The sequence below is a fragment of the Catenovulum sediminis genome, assembly GCF_007289895.1.
Taxonomy (GTDB): domain Bacteria; phylum Pseudomonadota; class Gammaproteobacteria; order Enterobacterales; family Alteromonadaceae; genus Catenovulum; species Catenovulum sediminis.
Map to the genome: position 1 here is coordinate 2,865,733 of NZ_CP041660.1, position 17,110 is coordinate 2,882,842.

The following is a 17,110-nucleotide window of genomic DNA, read 5'->3' on the forward strand; positions in this document are numbered from 1 at the left end:
TAAAATCACGTTGCGGGGCGACTGTTCGTGTCATTTTGGGGCGTGATAAATGCGCTTGAAAAACTTGGGTGTTGTCGAATTTGAAATAAAGCTTTTTGCGCTTCTTCTACTGTTTTGAATGGACCTGCCAAAATTTTAATCGAAAAGACTTGTGTTATGTGCTGTTTTATTTTGAAACTCAAAGTATTTGTATTTGCTAAATAATTGGCAAAATTGACCAGCCATTCAGCTTGTTTTCGATTCGATTGATGGCCTAAATCTAAATATACCAAATCAGCAATATCATGCATTTTTGCACTAACACGCACCCGTTTGTCTGTATTGATTGTCGTTAAATAGGCTTGAGCTGCCTTAATGTTTTTGGTTGGATTGGAAACAATATTAAAGCTTTCTTTTGTTTGCTGGGTATATTTAACCTGACTGTTAAAGCCCAAACCTTCTATTTGCTGGCGATAGGTTTCAACACATTTTTGTTTTAGACATGCTGCGGCTTGAATATACAGTGTATTTTGATCCGCCCAGCTTTTGTTTTGGGCGATTAAAATTAAAATGAGCGGAAATAGAAAACGCAACATTACGACGACTCTTTCAAAATGAGTTGATCGATGAGTTGGCGTAAATATTTAATCATCGCTTTTTGTCCAGTAAAGGCAAATTGATCACAGACCGTTGTGATAGGTGTTTGCCGTAATATCGTGCTCGCTAAAATATCCATGTCTTTTGTATCTAACGTCAATACATCATTTGCTTGTTGTAAGCAATAATAAAGGAGTGCGCTGTGCGCCGCAAAAAAATTTGTATTTGCATAGGCAAAGCTTTTAACAAATGATTTTTGCACAGGGGGGAGTGAAAACGGTAAATGCGCAGCCCATAGCCATAGCGATTCAGAAGGGACATGAATATAGCGGGTTGTTAGATTAATGAGATAGTTTTGCAGTGCCAGAGGTTTTATTTGATCTAGCAAATTATCACAGCTCGAACTGATTGCATTGATATAAAGTACTGAATGTAAGCCGCTGTGATGCTCGGCAGTTGTACTAATGCGAACAAGATGATAATCGTTTTTGTGCCAAAATTTCAGGACATGGGGCGAGGCTGCAAAACTGGCGGATAAAAAATCAATTTTTTCAGCTATTGCTTGTTCCTGTAACCAGTTCAGTAATCGACTCCCAACCCCTGAATGTTGCATGTCGGGTTGTACTGCAATACGTACAATGCGCCAACCCAGTAATTTGCAAAATTCAGGTGTGCCTAATTGAGCGGCTATGATCTGACTGGTTAAATGTCCATTTGGACGTCTTGTGCCGTCCATACAGTCCAAAGCGAGCTGTTCTGGGAGTTGTCCTTCCTGACTTAAAAGCACAATAGCTAGTATATTGCTGCTGGCTGAAATTATAGCGGCTAACTTCAAAAAAGGGCTATCCAACATGTACTTTAAATCATTGGGAGTCGTTTTGTAGTGTGCCTGCATAAGCAAGGCGAAACAGCTTTTGAGTTGTTGCTCGTTGTTGGTTAAGTCTGCTGGTTCAAGCCATTTTATCGAAAACGGAATCGGTGCGACTTCAGCTAATTGCTTGCTTTGCTTTAGCTTAGGTTGTGGACAATCAAGATCCAGTAAAAATACCGTGTTTAACCACTGCTCTAAATGATCGGATGGTGCCCAGCGTATTGGCCGCTGCAATTGGAAGTGGTTATGAGTTGCTGTACGTTGGTTAAGTGTTTTTATGAAATGTTGTTTAAACCCTTTTCCAGAGCCTTCATAGCCATGTATGGTGGTCGCGTAAATGACAAATTCACAAGCAAGCGATATGTTATGCAATAGTTGGCTTGGCAGTGCGGCTGCTTCGTCAACGATTAAAAGATCGCACGCTAGCTCTGCATTTTGTAATTGGTCGGGTGGCTGAAACCTTAGATTTTCGCTATTTACACTGCTACCAGCCCACTGATAAAAAATTTGTAAACAGCGTTTCGCTGGTGCTGTAACAATGATGCTTTTTCCTTGCTGTAAATAGTATGCAGCAACAGAGCCTAGTAAGGCTGATTTGCCCCGTCCGCGATCGGCCGATAATGTAAAATGGCCTGATGCGACTTGCTTGAGCTGGTTTAAGATTGATTGTTGTTCAAGTGTAAGTCCATTCGGTTTTTGCCAGTGCGTTGCAGCGATTTGATTTAACACCGGCCACTGACCACTAACCTTATTACCCTGTTGGCGAAAATACAGCGTTTGCTCGCTTTGTTCAGTCAGTTTTACCAGTCTTTGATTAAAATGAGAGTGGGTTGCAGTCGTATTAGTGCTCCAAGGGAGCGCTTGTTGCATAATGTTATCATTGCTATAACAGTCGTCAGCTAAGGTTAAAATGAATAACCCGCCAACTTTAATTGTGCCCGCTAAGGCACAAATTAAGTCAGGGTGAAGGCCAAAGTCACTGTCGATATAAATGTAGTCAAACTCTTGCCCTAAATATTGCTGAAAATGAGGTGGTTTTTGTATACTGCTGAACGATAAACCTTTTGACCAACTCTGCTTTTTAATCAGGTTGTTGGCAATTTGACTGCGCCAATTTGTCTCGCCTTGCAAAATCAAAATACTGCGCCATCCCCAATCGGTTAGCACTTTTTGGTAAGCTGAAAATGTAGAATAGAAATTTAAAGTAGACTGAATATGCATGGGCATAGTATAGCGAAATATGTCCGCGAAGTTACGCGTTTTATTCGTTGATTTTTTTTAGAATAAAGCGTCTAAGGTGCTCTGTATAGAGATCACCTTGTTTTAAATCTATCGTAAATCTATTTTCCAGTGGCGTTGATTGGATTGAGGCACTGAACAGTCCGGTCGAAATATCTATATAGACATCTAAATAATCTTCAAAAGACTCCATCCAAAAAATTAAATCTAAGTTTTTGTTTGGAATAAGGGTTTTGCTTCGAAACCTATATTTTTGCAAAAAGTTAGTATTTAAATAAGACTGATTGTCGTTTTTGGTATTCCAAGCTGATTCTTGTTTAAACCCCAACATATGTAAACATTCAAACCAGGCATTTTGATGGGCGGTAGCAACTATTGTAAGGGGGCATACTTGGATGCTTTTACCCTTGCTCGAGTGTGGGTTTATAGTCACCTGGAGCTGGCTGGCACTCTGCTCGTTAGATATAGGCATAAATTGGGGCAGGTTGATGTTGTATAGTTTTTCAACCTTTTCATTTGCTGGAATATATATTTCACGCTCTAGCTCAATGCGAGTTAGGTTTGTTGTCAGTTCACCTGAGGGATTAGAAAATGCAGTTAGATGACTGTTGAGCTCGACAATTATGCCGCAAATATGTTGTTCCACTGCACCTCCGGTTAAAGAGATGGTTAGGTGTATCGTGTCGCCTGGGCTATATGTTTTGCTATCCAGCGTGTATTGAAAATGACTAGAGGTGGGGGATAGTTGTTCTAACCAGGATTTAAAAAAGCTCATCTTATCCGGCTCAGGTCCATGCTTGGATAAAAAATATTCTAACAAGTGGTAAATTGAATGCAATACCACTTGTTAGTTCGTGTCCATTAAAAAGCGGTCTAACTTATAAGCCTAATTCATCTAACAGGTTATCTGAGTCAGAATCTGGTTTTTTATTTCGCTGTTCTTCCTCTTCTTCCATTTGAATTGACGCGCCGCGTATGATTTCATCCGGGTCGAATTCTTCTGGAACAAAGTCATGAAGCTTAATAAATTCAGTTCGATCCATTGCCATTTCTAAATAAAAGATATTGCCTTTTTGAGTGGTAAATGTCACTCGTCTAGCTTGCGGCCTGTCTAAATTAGTATCTATTGAAATAATAAGCTGTTTGTTGGTTGTCAGCATTTTGGGCTGACTTTGTGTAATGGATGTCTGCAGCTCTTTGCCAACAAGACCTGTGAAGTCACCTAAAATTTGGTTAAGCAGCTCACCCATCACGTTTCCGACATCATCAGAGGTGTGTTGTGTGGACAATTCTTCAATTGGGATGCCCATATTGGTCATATATTTCTGATAAATTTCAATTGCCGCAGCAGCGCTGAAATTAATAACAACCAGGCCTGAAAAACCACCATCAAATAAAACAAAAGAGCCAATATCTGGCTTTAAACTGGTTTTGGTTATTTTCTGTACCAAAGCTGAGTACGTTACTTGGTTTGCATTTGCGCTGGCTAAAACATCTGTAACAGACTTACATAACATAACTAAGATGTCGTCAGTGGTTACCACGGTTGTTTTTTTATTAGGCTTAGAGGCCGGTTTGTTCATGTGGTTGGATTCCTTTATAACTTAAAGAGTAAATCTACAAAATCTTAATTTATAAATAAATGTAACTAGGTATAAAGGTAGGTGTTCGTTTCATGAAAGGCAAGCAATTATCTTGTTTATCTAGTTTTGCGCGAAAACACCGCCGGTAAACAAGGTAATTGCTTTAGTCAGAGACGTTACCCCCTGAAATTGGTTAGCCATACCGCTTGGTACGGTGCCAGTGTCAACGTTGAGCGCAAATCCTCAACTTTGCTGTCAGCGATTAAATCAAACCATTCTTCGGTGTCAATTAAGTTGATTTCAGCCATCGCAATGGTTTGCTCTTTATCTGTCATGTTAAAAATACAGAATATACTTTGTTTTCGGTTTTGACTTTGCCGCCAAAAACCAAGCAACTCTTCACCTAATTGTAAGGTGAATTGCACTGCATTTGGATGAAACGCTGGTTGCGTTGTGCGAATTTTAATCAGTTTTCGCATGCGGTTAAATACTTTATGATGGTGACTGTATTTATTATCTAGCTGCGCATCTAATTCATCTGCCTGCCATTGATGGCGATTAATGCTGCGGTTTTGGCTGGTGTTGTTGACCCGCTCGTAATCATTTGTTGTACCAAACAAGCTGTGTAGATAAATACCGGGAATACCCTCTAATGCCAGCATTACGGCATGCGCACAGATAAATCGGTCAATTTGGTATTTATCTGGCCCTTTATAGGTCCCCTGTAGCGCATCAAATAAACTAATATTCATTTCATACGGTTTGTTGATACCATTTGCACTTCGCCAAGAGATTTTTCCGCCAAATTGACTAATGGTATTAACCAATGTCGCCAATTCGTCTTCATCTAGTAAACCTTCTGCTGGGCGCAAACCAATGCCGTCATGTGATGCGATAAAATTAAAGTAAGCAGTCCCAACTTGCGAGGGCGGCATGGTCATTAACCAACGTTTTAAGTGCTTGCAACTGCCGCTGATTAAACTATTAACCAGTAGTGGAGGGAGTGAAAAGTTGTAAACACAGTGCGCTTCATTACCATTGCCAAAATAACTCAGGTTCTCGTGATTGGGTACATTGGTTTCGGTAATAATGATGGCATCTGGCACAGCATGTTCGACTAGAGTTCGCATCAGGCGAATCAATTCATGTGTTTGCGGCAAGTGAATACTGGGTGTGCCGGGTTCTTTCCATAAAAAAGCAACGGCATCAAAGCGAAATATTTTAACCCCTCGGTCTAAATACAGGCGGATGATTTTGATAAATTCGTACAGTACGTCAATTTCTCTAAAATCAAAGTCGACCTGATCATGGCTAAAGGTACACCAAACGTATTTTGTGCCTTCCGGTGTAGGGACTTCTCTTAATAAAGGGCTGGTACGCGGCCTGACAACCTGAGAAATGTCATCTTCAGGCGTTGCAGTGTAGAAGTAGTTTGTGCCAGGTGATTTACCCTGTTTAAAATTTTCAAACCAAATACTCCGGCTTGAACAGTGATTGATAACCAGATCGGACATAAGGCGAAAATCTTGGCTAATCGCCTCAATGTCAACCCAATCACCCAAAGAGTCATTGACTTTTGAGTAGTCCATCACGGCAAAACCATCATCGCTGGAATACGGATAAAAGGGCAGAATATGCACGCTATTCACAACCCCTTTTAAATGCTCATTAAAAAAACGATGTAGGGTGTGAAGTGGCTTCTCACCCTCTTTAATAACACTGCTGCCATACGTGATGACAACGACATCTTCCTGCGACCAATGGTTTTGGTGATTGGGTGGGCTTGGGGTATTTTCTTCCAACTGCATAATGTGCAGCAGGTTTTGACAAATGCTTTGAATATCATGTTCCGGATAAATCAGCTGCAAATGTGTCTTTACTCTATGTATGAGCTCTGAACATGTCGTGTCTGTCATAAAAATGCCCCGTTTGTAATGATTACTTTGAACTAAACTCTTCCATATCTTTTTCTACCGCGTCCATCATGCGTGGGAAAATATCCGGTACTGCACTGGTAACCCGGTTCCAACTTGGAATAAAAGGTGTCTCCATTGGATTGTCTAAGAAGTGCAGACCTGCCTTTAAAATATTATGAGCAAACAGTTCTACCGCCTGTTCTTCGCTGTGAATATCAAACTTTAAGCCGTTGATGGTTGCATCGTTGCGATAAGTTTCAACAAAATCTAGTGCAATTCGGTAGTAAGTTGCTTTGATAGAACGAAACGTTTCTGTGTTAAATACGACACCATTGGTTGCCAGTTTGCGGAAAATCGCTTTTGAAATGTCAATGGACATTTTCGACAAACCACCATTTTCGTTGTCAACGGATAAAGACTGATGCTTATGGTCATATGTATCAGCGATGTCGACCTGGCAAAGGCGGTTGTTAGAGTAGTTTCTGTCCATCTCTGACAATACGCCTATTTCCAATCCCCAGTCGCTGGGAATGCGAATATCATTAATGACATCGGTTCTAAACGAAAATTCCCCAGCCAATGGATAGCGGTAGCTATCAAGATATTCTAGGTAATCTAGATTACCGAAAATCTTTTTGAGTGCGCGCAGCAGTGGGGTAACTAATAATCGGCTGACGCGACCATTTATTTTTCCATCGGCAACTCGGGCATAATATCCTTTGCAAAATTCGTAGTTAAAATTGGGGTTAGCAACCGGATATAATAAACGCGCCAACATATGGCGGTCATAGGTTAAAATATCACAATCGTGCAAGGCAACCGATTCAGCTTGCCCTGAGCCCAACACAAAGCCAAGGCAGTACCATACATTTCGGCCTTTACCCAATTCTTTGGGCGCTAAGCCTTGCTCTTGTAACTCGGCATCTAAGGCTTGTAATCTAGGGCCATCGTTCCACAATACTTTAATTTTTTGCGGTAGCTTTGAGAAAAATTCAAGGGCATGACGATATTCGTCTTCAGTTGCTCTGTCTAAGCCGATGACAATTTGATTCAGATAAGGCACTTCACACAAATGCTCAACGATGTTTTTAAGTGCAGGGCCTTGAAGTTCGGAATATAAAGAGGGCAGTACTAATGATAAGGGTCTTACTTTGGCAAATTCGGTTAATTCTTTTTCCATAGATTCAATTGATACTGAATCCCGCGATAAATTGTGTAACGTCGTTATTACACCGTTCTGGTAAAAATCACCCATTTTGTCTCCTAAAAGTTTAAAGTAACTCTAACTGTCCTGCTGAAAAGCTCTGCAATATGTGTTCCATGCTTTCATTCCAACCAGCCGGACCATATGCATTGCTGTGATAAACTTGCTTTTTTCTAGCCAATTTAGGGGCTGGTTTATGACGTTTAATCCATACCGAGACGTCTGCTTCTTCTAACATTGCACAATCATTTTCACTATCACCCAATGCAACCGTTAAAACCGGACAGCCCCACTTTTGACTATAATGCGATTTTAACCAGGCTAACGCGATACCTTTATTACACTGGCCTTGAATCGACAAAAAACGGCCGCCTTGGAGCGCCATTAGGTTTTGTTTTTGTAAATTTGTAATAAACTGTTGTTTTTCCTGTTCACTACCTTGCCAAATGATCGGTTCCGAAAAATCTCTTTTTTTACTGAGCAACGCTTCGCTTGCGGATAGCCCCGTATGTTGAATAACTTGTTCCACTGTCCAGTCATTAAAGCCTTCAAATTGATAATCCCATGATTTTTGTTTTGTTAATAAATCCAGAATATCTGCACGCCTTGCACCAATTAGGTGCATTAACTGGGTTTTTCCATTCTCCGCTGGTTGATAGATGGCAGAACCGTTTTCTACGATGAAGGGATCTCCTAAATTAATCTGTTCATGCAATTGGCAAACTTCTGCTAAGGTTTTGCTGGTATTACATATTATCGGCACATCCATTTTTTTTAGAGTGTTTATACTAGGTAGAGCAGCTTGCCAATCGTAAGTATCATGATCTAACAAGGTGCCGTCCATATCAGTAAAGACTAATAATCTCATGTTTGTATTTGAGTTCATCAAACGGATAATCCTGTTACTTGTTGAAAATGTTGATCACTGCCCAGTTCAAAAACAATATCAGCTTTTGCTGGCAGGGTTGTAAACGCATGTTCGGTCAATCTTTGGTAGTGTTGAATGAAACGGCCTAATTCCGCGTCATTCATTACATGTGTACCCAGTTTAGCGGTTTGCCTGAGCTTTTCTTCCTGTTTACGACGCCATTGATATACGCATTCAAACGAAGGGGCTTTTAACATAATTAAGGTATCAAACATTTGAAATAGATCCGGGTAGTGCTCGCAAAGCTGTTCGTTTACATAGTTACGCCATTTGCCATTGGCATCTTCACTGCTTTCAAGTTCGTTAATCGGAGAATAAAGTGCCTGTGGACTTTGCGCTTCTAGCCCCATACACCAACCTTCTAAAATAACTACGTCCATCGGACCGTTAACTTTATGCCAGGATGATTTATCCGCTCTATCATCAATGGCTTTGTTAAATCGCACTAATTCGATAGCGGCATGATCAGTCGCTAACTTTTTTAATGTTTTAATGGCCAGTGGAATGTCGTGCGTGCCTGGTACACCCCGGGTAATCAACAATGGATGTATATGCTTTGCCATGTTTTTACGTTCTTTTCTCGTTAAATAAAAATCATCTATCGAGAGATTTGCTACTTTAAGCTCAAACATTTTCGTTAAAATCTTTTCGATAAAAAGTGCCATCGTTGATTTGCCGCTTCCTTGGCAGCCATTTATTGAAACATATAAGGTTTGTTGCTTGTTGTGATGTTGTTGTACAAGGTTTTCGCATAACGGCAAATACCATTTATGTACAATCTCAATGAAATGCGAAGGTAAGTTTTGTTGAGCTATTAAGTCATTGATTATTGTGTCTGTACTTGAACGGTTTTGCATTTCCGACTCCTTGTAATATTTTGAGGCATAGTTTGGCAAATAACCTGGGTCAATCTAATGTAAGCAATAATGTTGCCAGCTCTACACTCTGCAAATAGGTTCCAATAAAAAGCTTAGCAAAAAAATTGGGTATGCGTTTATTAATTGCCATGTTGAATTGTTTTCAACTTAGTGTTGGATAAAAAGGTCAATAATGCGAGTTAGTTTCTGTATAATGCGGCCAGATTAGCGCACTAAGCTAAGCTTTAACGGGAGCAGAAATGATTATTCAAACAGAATTTGTTGATTTAAAAACCCCAACGGGTGAAATGAGAACCTATATATACCGTCCCAAAGAAGCAGGGCAGTATCCGGCAATTATTTATTATTCTGAAATATTTCAGCAAACTGCACCGATAGCCCGCTCAGCAGCCATTATGGCAGGTCATGGATTTGTGGTTTTAGTACCCGAAGTGTTTCACGAATTAAATCCAATTGGCACTGTACTCGGGTATGACGATGAAGGTAAAGATAAAGGCAATGCAGATAAGTTTGCCAAACCCTTAGAAGCGCATGACTCTGACACGCAAATGATGGTTGATTTTTTACAGCAGCAAAGCTATTGCACAGGACACATTGGTGCAATGGGCGTATGTATTGGCGGTCATTTAGCTTATCGTGCGGCGATGAATGAAAATATAAAAGCTGCATCTTGTTTGTACGCAACAGACATTCATTCAAGTACTTTGCCAAGTCAGGCGGGTGCCGATTCATTATCGCGTACCAAAGACATTAAAGGTGAGTTGATGATGGTATGGGGTAAACAAGACCCACATGTACCAGATGAAGGCCGCTTTAAGATCCACCACAACCTGATTGATTCGGGTGTTAAATTTACCTGGTTTGAATTTAATGCCGCGCATGCATTTATGCGTGATGAAGGACTCGACAGATACGACCCGGCACTAGCAATGCAGGTGTACCGTATGTCAGTTGACTTGTTTAAACGAACTTTGGTTGTATAAGTTAGGAAATTTTAATGAATATCTCGTTTGAAATTGTACCTCGCACGGCTGAGGCTACAGAACAACAAATGGACTTTGTTAAACAGCAATTGCCGTTTATTAACACCATTAATATCCCCGATTTATTGCGTTTACCGATCCGCAGTTGGGAAGGCACTGATTATGTTGACCGTAGCCAGTACAGTTATATTCCACATGTGCGCTCGATTGATTTTGATATTAAATCAAACCGCTTACAGGAGATTATTGAAGCGCGGGAACTGGATAAAATACTGATTGTAACAGGCGATCCCCCGCCGGACCGCTCGCATCAGGTCTATCGTACTCATGTTGTCGATTTGGTTCGAAAAATTCGTGCAGACTTCCCGGATATTGAAATATTTTGCGGTTTTGACCCATACCGCTATGGGGTAAAACAAGAACGTGATTATATTCTGGATAAGTTTGATGCAGGCTGTGACTATATATTATCGCAACCGTTTTTTGATAAACGTTTGTTAGATGTTTACGCAGATTTTCTGCCGGCAGATAAAGTGTATTGGGGGGTTTCACCTGTGATCACTGAAAAAAGCCAGGCGTATTGGGAAAATGTAAATAAAGTTGTTTTTCCTAAATCATTCAGACCAGATTATGATTGGAATACCGACTTTGCTGTTGAAGTGTTAGAGCACTGTCAAAAAACAGGCTCGCACTGTTATTTCATGCCGATTAGAATTGATCTTGAACGTTATTTTTTACCGATTCGCGAAAAATTAGGCTGGTAACACAAAAAAAAATCAAAAAATTTCACACTTCCCCCTTGTGTTGTCTTTTCCAAACCCCATTTATTGCATCAACTTAAGAATTTCCCGGCGCCGCTAAGCAGCGTCGGGTTTTACTAACAAACCATAGTGTAATTAATTTCTCAGGAGATTAGAGAAGATGAATATTCGTCCTTTAAATGATCGCGTTATCGTTAAGCGCTTGGAAGTTGAAACTAAGTCAGCTGGCGGTATCGTTTTAACTGGAAGTGCAGCCGAAAAATCATCTAAAGGTGAAGTATTGGCTGTCGGTAATGGCCGCACTTTAGATAATGGTCAAGTAAAAGCTGTCGATGTAAAAGTAGGTGAAACTGTGTTATTTGGTAACTACATCGAAAAATCTGAAAAGATTGACGGCGAAGAAGTATTGATCATGAAAGAAGAGAACATCTTGGGTGTGGTTGAAGGTTAATTTTTATAACCAGATATAAAAACCATATTGAGTAATAAGTAAAAAATTCAGGAATTAAAAATTATGGCAGCTAAAGACGTAAAATTCGGTGAAGACGCTCGTGTAAAAATGCTTGCGGGTGTAAATATCTTAGCAAATGCAGTTAAAGTCACTTTAGGTCCTAAGGGTCGAAATGTTGTTTTAGACAAATCATTTGGTTCTCCGTTAATTACTAAAGACGGTGTATCTGTTGCTAAAGAAATCGAACTTGAAGACAAGTTTGAAAACATGGGCGCACAAATGGTTAAAGAAGTAGCGTCTAAAGCAAATGATGAAGCTGGTGACGGTACAACAACTGCTACTGTATTAGCACAGTCAATTGTAAACGAAGGTTTAAAAGCCGTTGCTGCTGGCATGAATCCAATGGATTTAAAGCGTGGTATCGACAAAGCGGTTATCGCAGCCGTAGAAGAATTAAAAGCTTTATCTCAACCTTGTGCAGATAGCAAAGCGATTGCTCAGGTCGGTACTATCTCTGCAAACTCTGATAGCGAAATCGGCGAAATCATCGCTAAAGCGATGGACAAAGTGGGTAAAGAAGGTGTTATCACTGTAGAAGAAGGTCAGGCACTTCAAAACGAATTAGACGTGGTTGAAGGGATGCAGTTTGATCGTGGTTATTTATCACCTTACTTCATCAACAATGCTGAAAACGGTACAGTTGAATTAGAAAATCCTTTCATTTTGTTAGTTGACAAGAAAATCTCTAACATCCGTGAATTGTTAGGTACTTTAGAAGGCGTTGCAAAAGCAGGTAAGCCTTTATTAATTATTGCTGAAGATGTTGAAGGGGAAGCTTTAGCAACTTTAGTTGTAAACAACATGCGCGGTATCGTAAAAGTTGCTGCTGTTAAAGCACCAGGTTTTGGTGACCGTCGTAAAGCAATGTTACAAGACATCGCTGTATTAACAAACGGCACTGTGATTTCTGAAGAAATCGGCATGGAGCTTGAAAAAGCAACTTTAGAAGATTTAGGTCAAGCCAAGCGCGTTGTTATCAGCAAAGACAATACGACTATCATTGACGGTGTGGGTGATGAAGACGCGATTCAAGGCCGTGTTGCGCAAATCCGTGGTCAAATCGAAGAATCTTCTTCAGACTACGACAAAGAAAAACTTCAAGAGCGTTTGGCTAAATTAGCGGGCGGTGTTGCAGTTATCAAAGTTGGCGCAGCAACTGAAGTTGAAATGAAAGAGAAAAAAGCACGTGTTGAAGATGCATTACATGCAACTCGCGCAGCAGTAGAAGAAGGTGTTGTACCGGGTGGTGGTGTTGCATTGGTTCGTGTTGCAGCGAAAATCATCGATTTAACAGGTGACAACGAAGATCAAAACCACGGTATCAAAGTTGCACTACGTGCAATGGAAGCACCAATGCGTCAAATCGTGACAAACGCGGGTGAAGAAGCTTCTGTTGTGGTTAGCAAAGTTAAAGAAGGTGACGCTAACTTTGGTTACAACGCGGGCAACGATACTTACGGCGATATGTTAGAAGCCGGTATCTTAGATCCAACTAAAGTAACGCGTAGTGCACTACAGTTTGCTGCATCGGTAGCTGGCTTAATGATCACTACTGAAGCTATGGTTACTGAAGTACCAAAAGATGACGCACCAGCGGCTCCAGATATGGGCGGCATGGGCGGAATGGGTGGTATGGGCGGCATGATGTAGTCTGAAAAAGACATCATCCTCCAGAACACTTGTTCGTTAAAAACCCAGCTTCGGCTGGGTTTTTGCTTTTTAATGATAGAAAATACCGTTTTGCTATAGGGTGTGAACAGCTTAGTGAAAATTTATATTAAAAACATGGTTTGTGACCGGTGTATTCTGGCGGTAGAAAATATACTGCAAGAGATGCAGTTAAGTTATGTCACTGTTGGTTTAGGTGTGGTGGATTTTTCAAACCATCTAGGTGAGCAACTACCCGATCTTATTCATACTCAATTAAGCCAGCGATTAGAAACGCTGGGCTTTTCACTGCTTAATAATTCAAAAAGTAAGTTAATTGATGCGGTAAAAAATTCGTGCATTGACTATCTTAAAAGCACCATAGAAGGTGAGCAGGCGCCAACCCATGTGCGCTTGTCTGAGCATATTAATCATTATGTTGCGCGGGAATATAAATATCTAAGCAATTTGTTTTCTGAAGTAGAAGGCATCACGATTGAGCAATACTTTATAAAACTTAGAGTTGAAACAACAAAAGAACTACTGGTCTACGGTGAGTTATCGCTGGCGGAAATTGCATCTTTGTTAGGCTATAGCAGTGTTGCGCATTTAAGCGGGCAATTTAAAAAAGTGACCGGGTTAACGCCAAGTTATTTTCGCACGGTAAAAGATCAAAAACTCAGAAATGCTTTAGATAAACTGTAAACTCTATAACAAAAACAAATAATCCTGTAACGAGCATCGGGCGCAACTGTTTTAAACTATTGGCCAGTCAATAGTATGGAGTCTCTAATGGGTATGAATTGGAACAACAAAACAAACTGGATTAAAAGTGCACACAATACAAAATGGTGTTTATTGGGTTGTGCGATTGGTGATTTTGGTACAATTGCCTATTTTCAATTTAATGAGCACAACCTTTCAACTTTAAGTGTAATGTTATTCGCAATGTTTAACGGGTTGCTCACCAGCATTATGCTGGAAACGATTATTTTGTATCGTGCACATTTTACGTTGAAAGCGGCGCTTAAAACCGCTTTTGGCATGAGTTTTATTTCTATGCTGGCGATGGAAGCGGCGATGAATTTAACCGACTATGCGTTAACCGGCGGGGCAATCTTAACCTGGTGGGTGATCCCTTTGGCGCTGCTTGCAGGCTTTTTAACCCCTTGGCCATATAATTACTGGCGATTAGAAAAACACGGTAAGTGTTGTCACTAACCTGTATTTTTGGGCCGCAGGCGATAAATTTTTCCGTTGTCACTGGAAAAGTAAAGGTAACCATCTGGACCCGTGATAACGGCGCGTATTCTTTGCTCAAGTGATTCTAACAAGCGTTCTTCGGTTGTGATATGACCGTTTTCATCAATCTCAACACGGTTTAGATGTTTTAATTTCATCGCACCTGAAAATAAACTGCCTTGCCATTTTGGGAAGGCTTTTCCTTGGTATAAAGTTAATCCACCCGGCGCGATGGAGGGGGTATACACTTTTTTCGCTGCTTGCATACCGGGCATTTTTTCTTCACCAACGGAAATCGGTCCCCAGTATTCTTTGCCTTGCGAAACGAGTGGCCAGCCGTAATTTTTGCCTTTTTCGATGAGGTTAATTTCATCACCACCACGCGGACCATGCTCAATCGACCGTAAGCGCCTAATGAACTAACGTTCTTACTTTCGAGATCTCAGAGCCGCATAATTTCCTCATCATTCACGCGAGGAAATAACATGCTCACCGCTAAACAAGAATACTGGCAAACACATATCGAACAATGGCAAGCATCAGGGCTTACTCAAGCGGCTTATTGTCGTCAGCATAATTTATGTCAAAACGGCTTAAGCTATCATAAGCATAAATTGGCTAACTTACCCAGCCATGTTAATTCCGTGACCAACGGATTTGCTCGTGTCCAAGTCATGGAAAGCTATACAACCAGTCAACCACTGAGCGTTCATCTGAATAACGGCCTCAAGGTCAGTGGTATTACACACCAAAACCTTGAGCTGGTTAAACAGTTGGCCCAGGTGTTGTCATGAACCAAGTGATGCGCCCCAACATCTCACTGACACAAGTCTACCTTTATTGTCAGCCCGTTGATTTTAGAAAATCCTTTCGCGGGTTATCTGCCATTATTGAATGTGAGCTTGGCCACAATCCATTTGAAGGTCACTTATACGCCTTCACCAATCGCCAGCGTAATAAAATAAAGTGCCTCTTTTGGGAAAACAACGGTTTCGTGCTCTATTACAAGAGTTTAGCCGAAGAAAAATTCCAGTGGCCACGCAACAATGAAGAGATGATAACTTTAACCGGACAGCAGATAAATTGGTTACTCGATGGCTATGATATTAGTGCTATGCAAGGCCATAAAAAACTTCATTATGAGGCTGTTTTTTAGGGCTTTTTGACGCTCACTTTGCTATAATACCCGCCATGAAAATGTCGCCCAAAGCTCAATCAAATCAAGCTTCTACATCTGTCGAAACTACGACTGAGATGGCAGCCTTGCTGTCTGAAAAAGACGACATTATCGACAAAAAATCAGAAGTGATTGCTTGGCAACAACAGCGTATCGCTTTGTTAGAAGAATACCTCAACCTTGCTAACCAAAAACGTTTTGGGTCTAGCAGTGAACAAACCACAGCTGAGCAAGGTAACTTGTTTAACGAAGCTGAAATCACCGCAGAGCCAGAGCAAGAAGAACTGCTTTTACCTGATACCGCTTCAAAAACCAAAACAGGGCGTAAACCTTTCTCTGATAAATTACCACGCGAACAAGTATTCGCTTATTTATCTGAAAAAGACAAAGCCGGTGCCATTGATACCTTCTTTGTAAAAGTCCGAGAAGAGCTAGACATCATCCCTGCTCAAGTGCGTGTGCTGGAATACATGCAAGAAAAAGCCGTGTTTAAAGATGAACAAGACAAGCGCATTATCAAAGCCGCTGAAGTCACATTACACCCTGTAGCCAAAGCGATGGGCAGTGTGAACTTAATGACCTACGTGATTGTGTCGAAATACGCGGATGGTATGCCACTGTATCGTTTAGAAAATATCATCCGCCGTTATGGTGGTGATATCTCAAGGGCGACCTTAGCGAATTGGGTTATCGCGTTGGCAAGGCAAGTTCAACCACTTATTCATTTACTCCGTGAGTATCAACATAACGGCCCACTGATAATGGCGGATGAAACTCGCATTCAGGTACTCAAAGAACCAGGCGCTTCCCCAACGGGTGATAAATACATGTGGGTCACTCTAGGCGGAGAGCCTAATCGACAATCAGTGCTGTTTGAATATGATCCTTCGCGTAGTCAGGAGGTACCCTTGCGCCTGCTGGATGGATTCACGGGAGGTTACCTGCAATCTGATGGATATGCTGGATATAATGCGGTCTGCAAAGAATATAAACTGACCTCATTAGGGTGTTGGGATCATGCAAGGCGTAAATTTAAAGAAGCTCAGATCGTGCAACCGAAAAGTAAAAAGACCAAAGTCAGTAAAGCGGATATGGCACTCAGCTATATCAACAAGTTGTATGTGATAGAGCGTAATATAAAATCATTGAGTGCTGATGGGAAATACCAAGCGCGTCAAGCGCAAAGCGTGCCTGTTCTGAACAAGTTGAAAAAGTGGTTAGACGTGCAGCGCCCCAAAGTAGTCAAAGACAGTTTAACGGGCACAGCAATGACTTACTTACACAACCAATGGGACAAATTAACGGTTTACTGTAAAGATGGCCGATTAAATATCAGCAATATCCTAGCAGAAAATGCGATCCGCCCGTTTGCTGTTGGCAGAAAAGCTTGGTTATTTGCAGATAGTCCCGCTGGTGCGCATGCGAGTGGAATACACTATAGCTTGATAGAAACGGCTAAGCTTAATGGACTTGAGCCGTATCACTATTTAAATGCGGTATTCAAAGCCTTACCATACGCAGATACGGTTGAAAAGTTAGAAAGGCTCCTGCCATGGAATTTTAAAGCCGAAAATAAAGAAAGCTAGCCCCGTAG

At 41.0% G+C, this 17,110-nt stretch carries 18 protein-coding genes; 9 read left to right on the plus strand and 9 right to left on the minus strand.

The window, feature by feature from the left end; translation table 11 throughout:
- Positions 1-5: 5 nt before the first annotated feature.
- The 8 genes from FNT16_RS12000 to FNT16_RS12035 all read right to left on the minus strand — a co-directional run bounded on the left by FNT16_RS12000 (position 6) and on the right by FNT16_RS12035 (position 9,174).
- Complete coding sequence (locus FNT16_RS12000; RefSeq protein WP_143871807.1) at positions 6-575, minus strand: hypothetical protein; 570 nt, start codon at positions 573-575, stop codon at positions 6-8.
- The gene (locus tag FNT16_RS12005; protein WP_143871808.1) at positions 575-2,674 is read right to left on the minus strand and encodes a tRNA(Met) cytidine acetyltransferase TmcA domain-containing protein; all 2,100 of its coding nucleotides are present in this window, start codon (positions 2,672-2,674) and stop codon (positions 575-577) included. Before FNT16_RS12005 ends, FNT16_RS12000 begins: the two co-directional genes overlap by 1 nt.
- A 34-nt stretch (positions 2,675-2,708) precedes the next feature.
- Positions 2,709-3,461: a sporulation protein gene (locus FNT16_RS12010; RefSeq protein WP_143871809.1), complete on the minus strand. Its 753-nt coding sequence runs from the start codon at positions 3,459-3,461 to the stop codon at positions 2,709-2,711.
- 103 nt (positions 3,462-3,564) lie between these two features.
- Positions 3,565-4,269: a DUF3334 family protein gene (locus tag FNT16_RS12015; protein WP_143871810.1), complete on the minus strand. Its 705-nt coding sequence runs from the start codon at positions 4,267-4,269 to the stop codon at positions 3,565-3,567.
- A 176-nt stretch (positions 4,270-4,445) separates the two neighbouring features.
- The gene (locus FNT16_RS12020) at positions 4,446-6,185 is read right to left on the minus strand and encodes a sugar phosphorylase (RefSeq protein ID WP_143871811.1); all 1,740 of its coding nucleotides are present in this window, start codon (positions 6,183-6,185) and stop codon (positions 4,446-4,448) included.
- Between the two features lie 22 nt (positions 6,186-6,207).
- A complete protein-coding gene (locus FNT16_RS12025; RefSeq protein ID WP_143871812.1) occupies positions 6,208-7,440 on the minus strand; it encodes a glycosyltransferase family protein in 1,233 nt (410 codons plus the stop codon).
- Between the two features lie 16 nt (positions 7,441-7,456).
- Positions 7,457-8,275: an HAD-IIB family hydrolase gene (locus FNT16_RS12030; RefSeq protein ID WP_143871813.1), complete on the minus strand. Its 819-nt coding sequence runs from the start codon at positions 8,273-8,275 to the stop codon at positions 7,457-7,459.
- The gene (locus tag FNT16_RS12035) at positions 8,275-9,174 is read right to left on the minus strand and encodes a hypothetical protein (RefSeq protein ID WP_143871814.1); all 900 of its coding nucleotides are present in this window, start codon (positions 9,172-9,174) and stop codon (positions 8,275-8,277) included. The genes FNT16_RS12030 and FNT16_RS12035 overlap by 1 nt, the downstream gene beginning before the upstream one ends.
- A 260-nt stretch (positions 9,175-9,434) precedes the next feature.
- On the opposite strand from FNT16_RS12035, the gene FNT16_RS12040 reads away from it, so the two are divergent.
- The 6 genes from FNT16_RS12040 (at position 9,435) to FNT16_RS12065 (ending at position 14,318) form a co-directional block, all read left to right on the plus strand.
- Positions 9,435-10,178, plus strand: coding sequence for a dienelactone hydrolase family protein (locus FNT16_RS12040; RefSeq protein ID WP_143871815.1), 744 nt, complete (start codon positions 9,435-9,437; stop codon positions 10,176-10,178).
- 14 nt (positions 10,179-10,192) lie between these two features.
- Entirely contained in the window at positions 10,193-10,942 is a 750-nt protein-coding gene (locus tag FNT16_RS12045; protein ID WP_143871816.1) for a methylenetetrahydrofolate reductase, read from the plus strand.
- 157 nt (positions 10,943-11,099) lie between these two features.
- Entirely contained in the window at positions 11,100-11,390 is a 291-nt protein-coding gene (locus tag FNT16_RS12050) for a co-chaperone GroES (protein ID WP_143871817.1), read from the plus strand.
- A 63-nt stretch (positions 11,391-11,453) separates the two neighbouring features.
- On the plus strand, positions 11,454-13,100 hold the full coding sequence (gene groL, locus FNT16_RS12055; RefSeq protein ID WP_143871818.1) for a chaperonin GroEL: 1,647 nt from the start codon (positions 11,454-11,456) through the stop codon (positions 13,098-13,100).
- Positions 13,101-13,214: 114 nt separating this feature from the next.
- Entirely contained in the window at positions 13,215-13,802 is a 588-nt protein-coding gene (locus FNT16_RS12060; RefSeq protein ID WP_143871819.1) for an AraC family transcriptional regulator, read from the plus strand.
- An 87-nt stretch (positions 13,803-13,889) separates the two neighbouring features.
- Positions 13,890-14,318 (plus strand): DUF4396 domain-containing protein, encoded by a 429-nt coding sequence (locus tag FNT16_RS12065; protein ID WP_143871820.1) that lies wholly within the window; start codon positions 13,890-13,892, stop codon positions 14,316-14,318.
- On the opposite strand, the gene FNT16_RS12070 is transcribed toward FNT16_RS12065, so the two are convergent.
- A complete protein-coding gene (locus FNT16_RS12070; protein WP_143871821.1) occupies positions 14,315-14,755 on the minus strand; it encodes a PQQ-dependent sugar dehydrogenase in 441 nt (146 codons plus the stop codon). The two genes, FNT16_RS12065 and FNT16_RS12070, sit on opposite strands and share 4 nt — an antisense overlap.
- Positions 14,756-14,824: 69 nt before the next feature.
- On the opposite strand from FNT16_RS12070, the gene tnpA reads away from it, so the two are divergent.
- Genes tnpA through tnpC form a run of 3 tightly spaced genes read left to right on the plus strand, consistent with a single transcriptional unit; the run spans position 14,825 to position 17,102 of the window.
- Positions 14,825-15,133 (plus strand): IS66 family insertion sequence element accessory protein TnpA, encoded by a 309-nt coding sequence (gene tnpA / locus FNT16_RS12075; protein ID WP_143869686.1) that lies wholly within the window; start codon positions 14,825-14,827, stop codon positions 15,131-15,133.
- Positions 15,130-15,495 carry an IS66 family insertion sequence element accessory protein TnpB gene (gene tnpB / locus FNT16_RS12080; protein ID WP_143869685.1) on the plus strand — a complete coding sequence of 122 codons (366 nt, stop codon included), beginning with the start codon at positions 15,130-15,132 and terminating at the stop codon, positions 15,493-15,495. The genes tnpA and tnpB overlap by 4 nt, the downstream gene beginning before the upstream one ends.
- Positions 15,496-15,530: 35 nt before the next feature.
- The gene (gene tnpC, locus FNT16_RS12085; protein WP_143869684.1) at positions 15,531-17,102 is read left to right on the plus strand and encodes an IS66 family transposase; all 1,572 of its coding nucleotides are present in this window, start codon (positions 15,531-15,533) and stop codon (positions 17,100-17,102) included.
- Positions 17,103-17,110 lie beyond the last annotated feature (8 nt).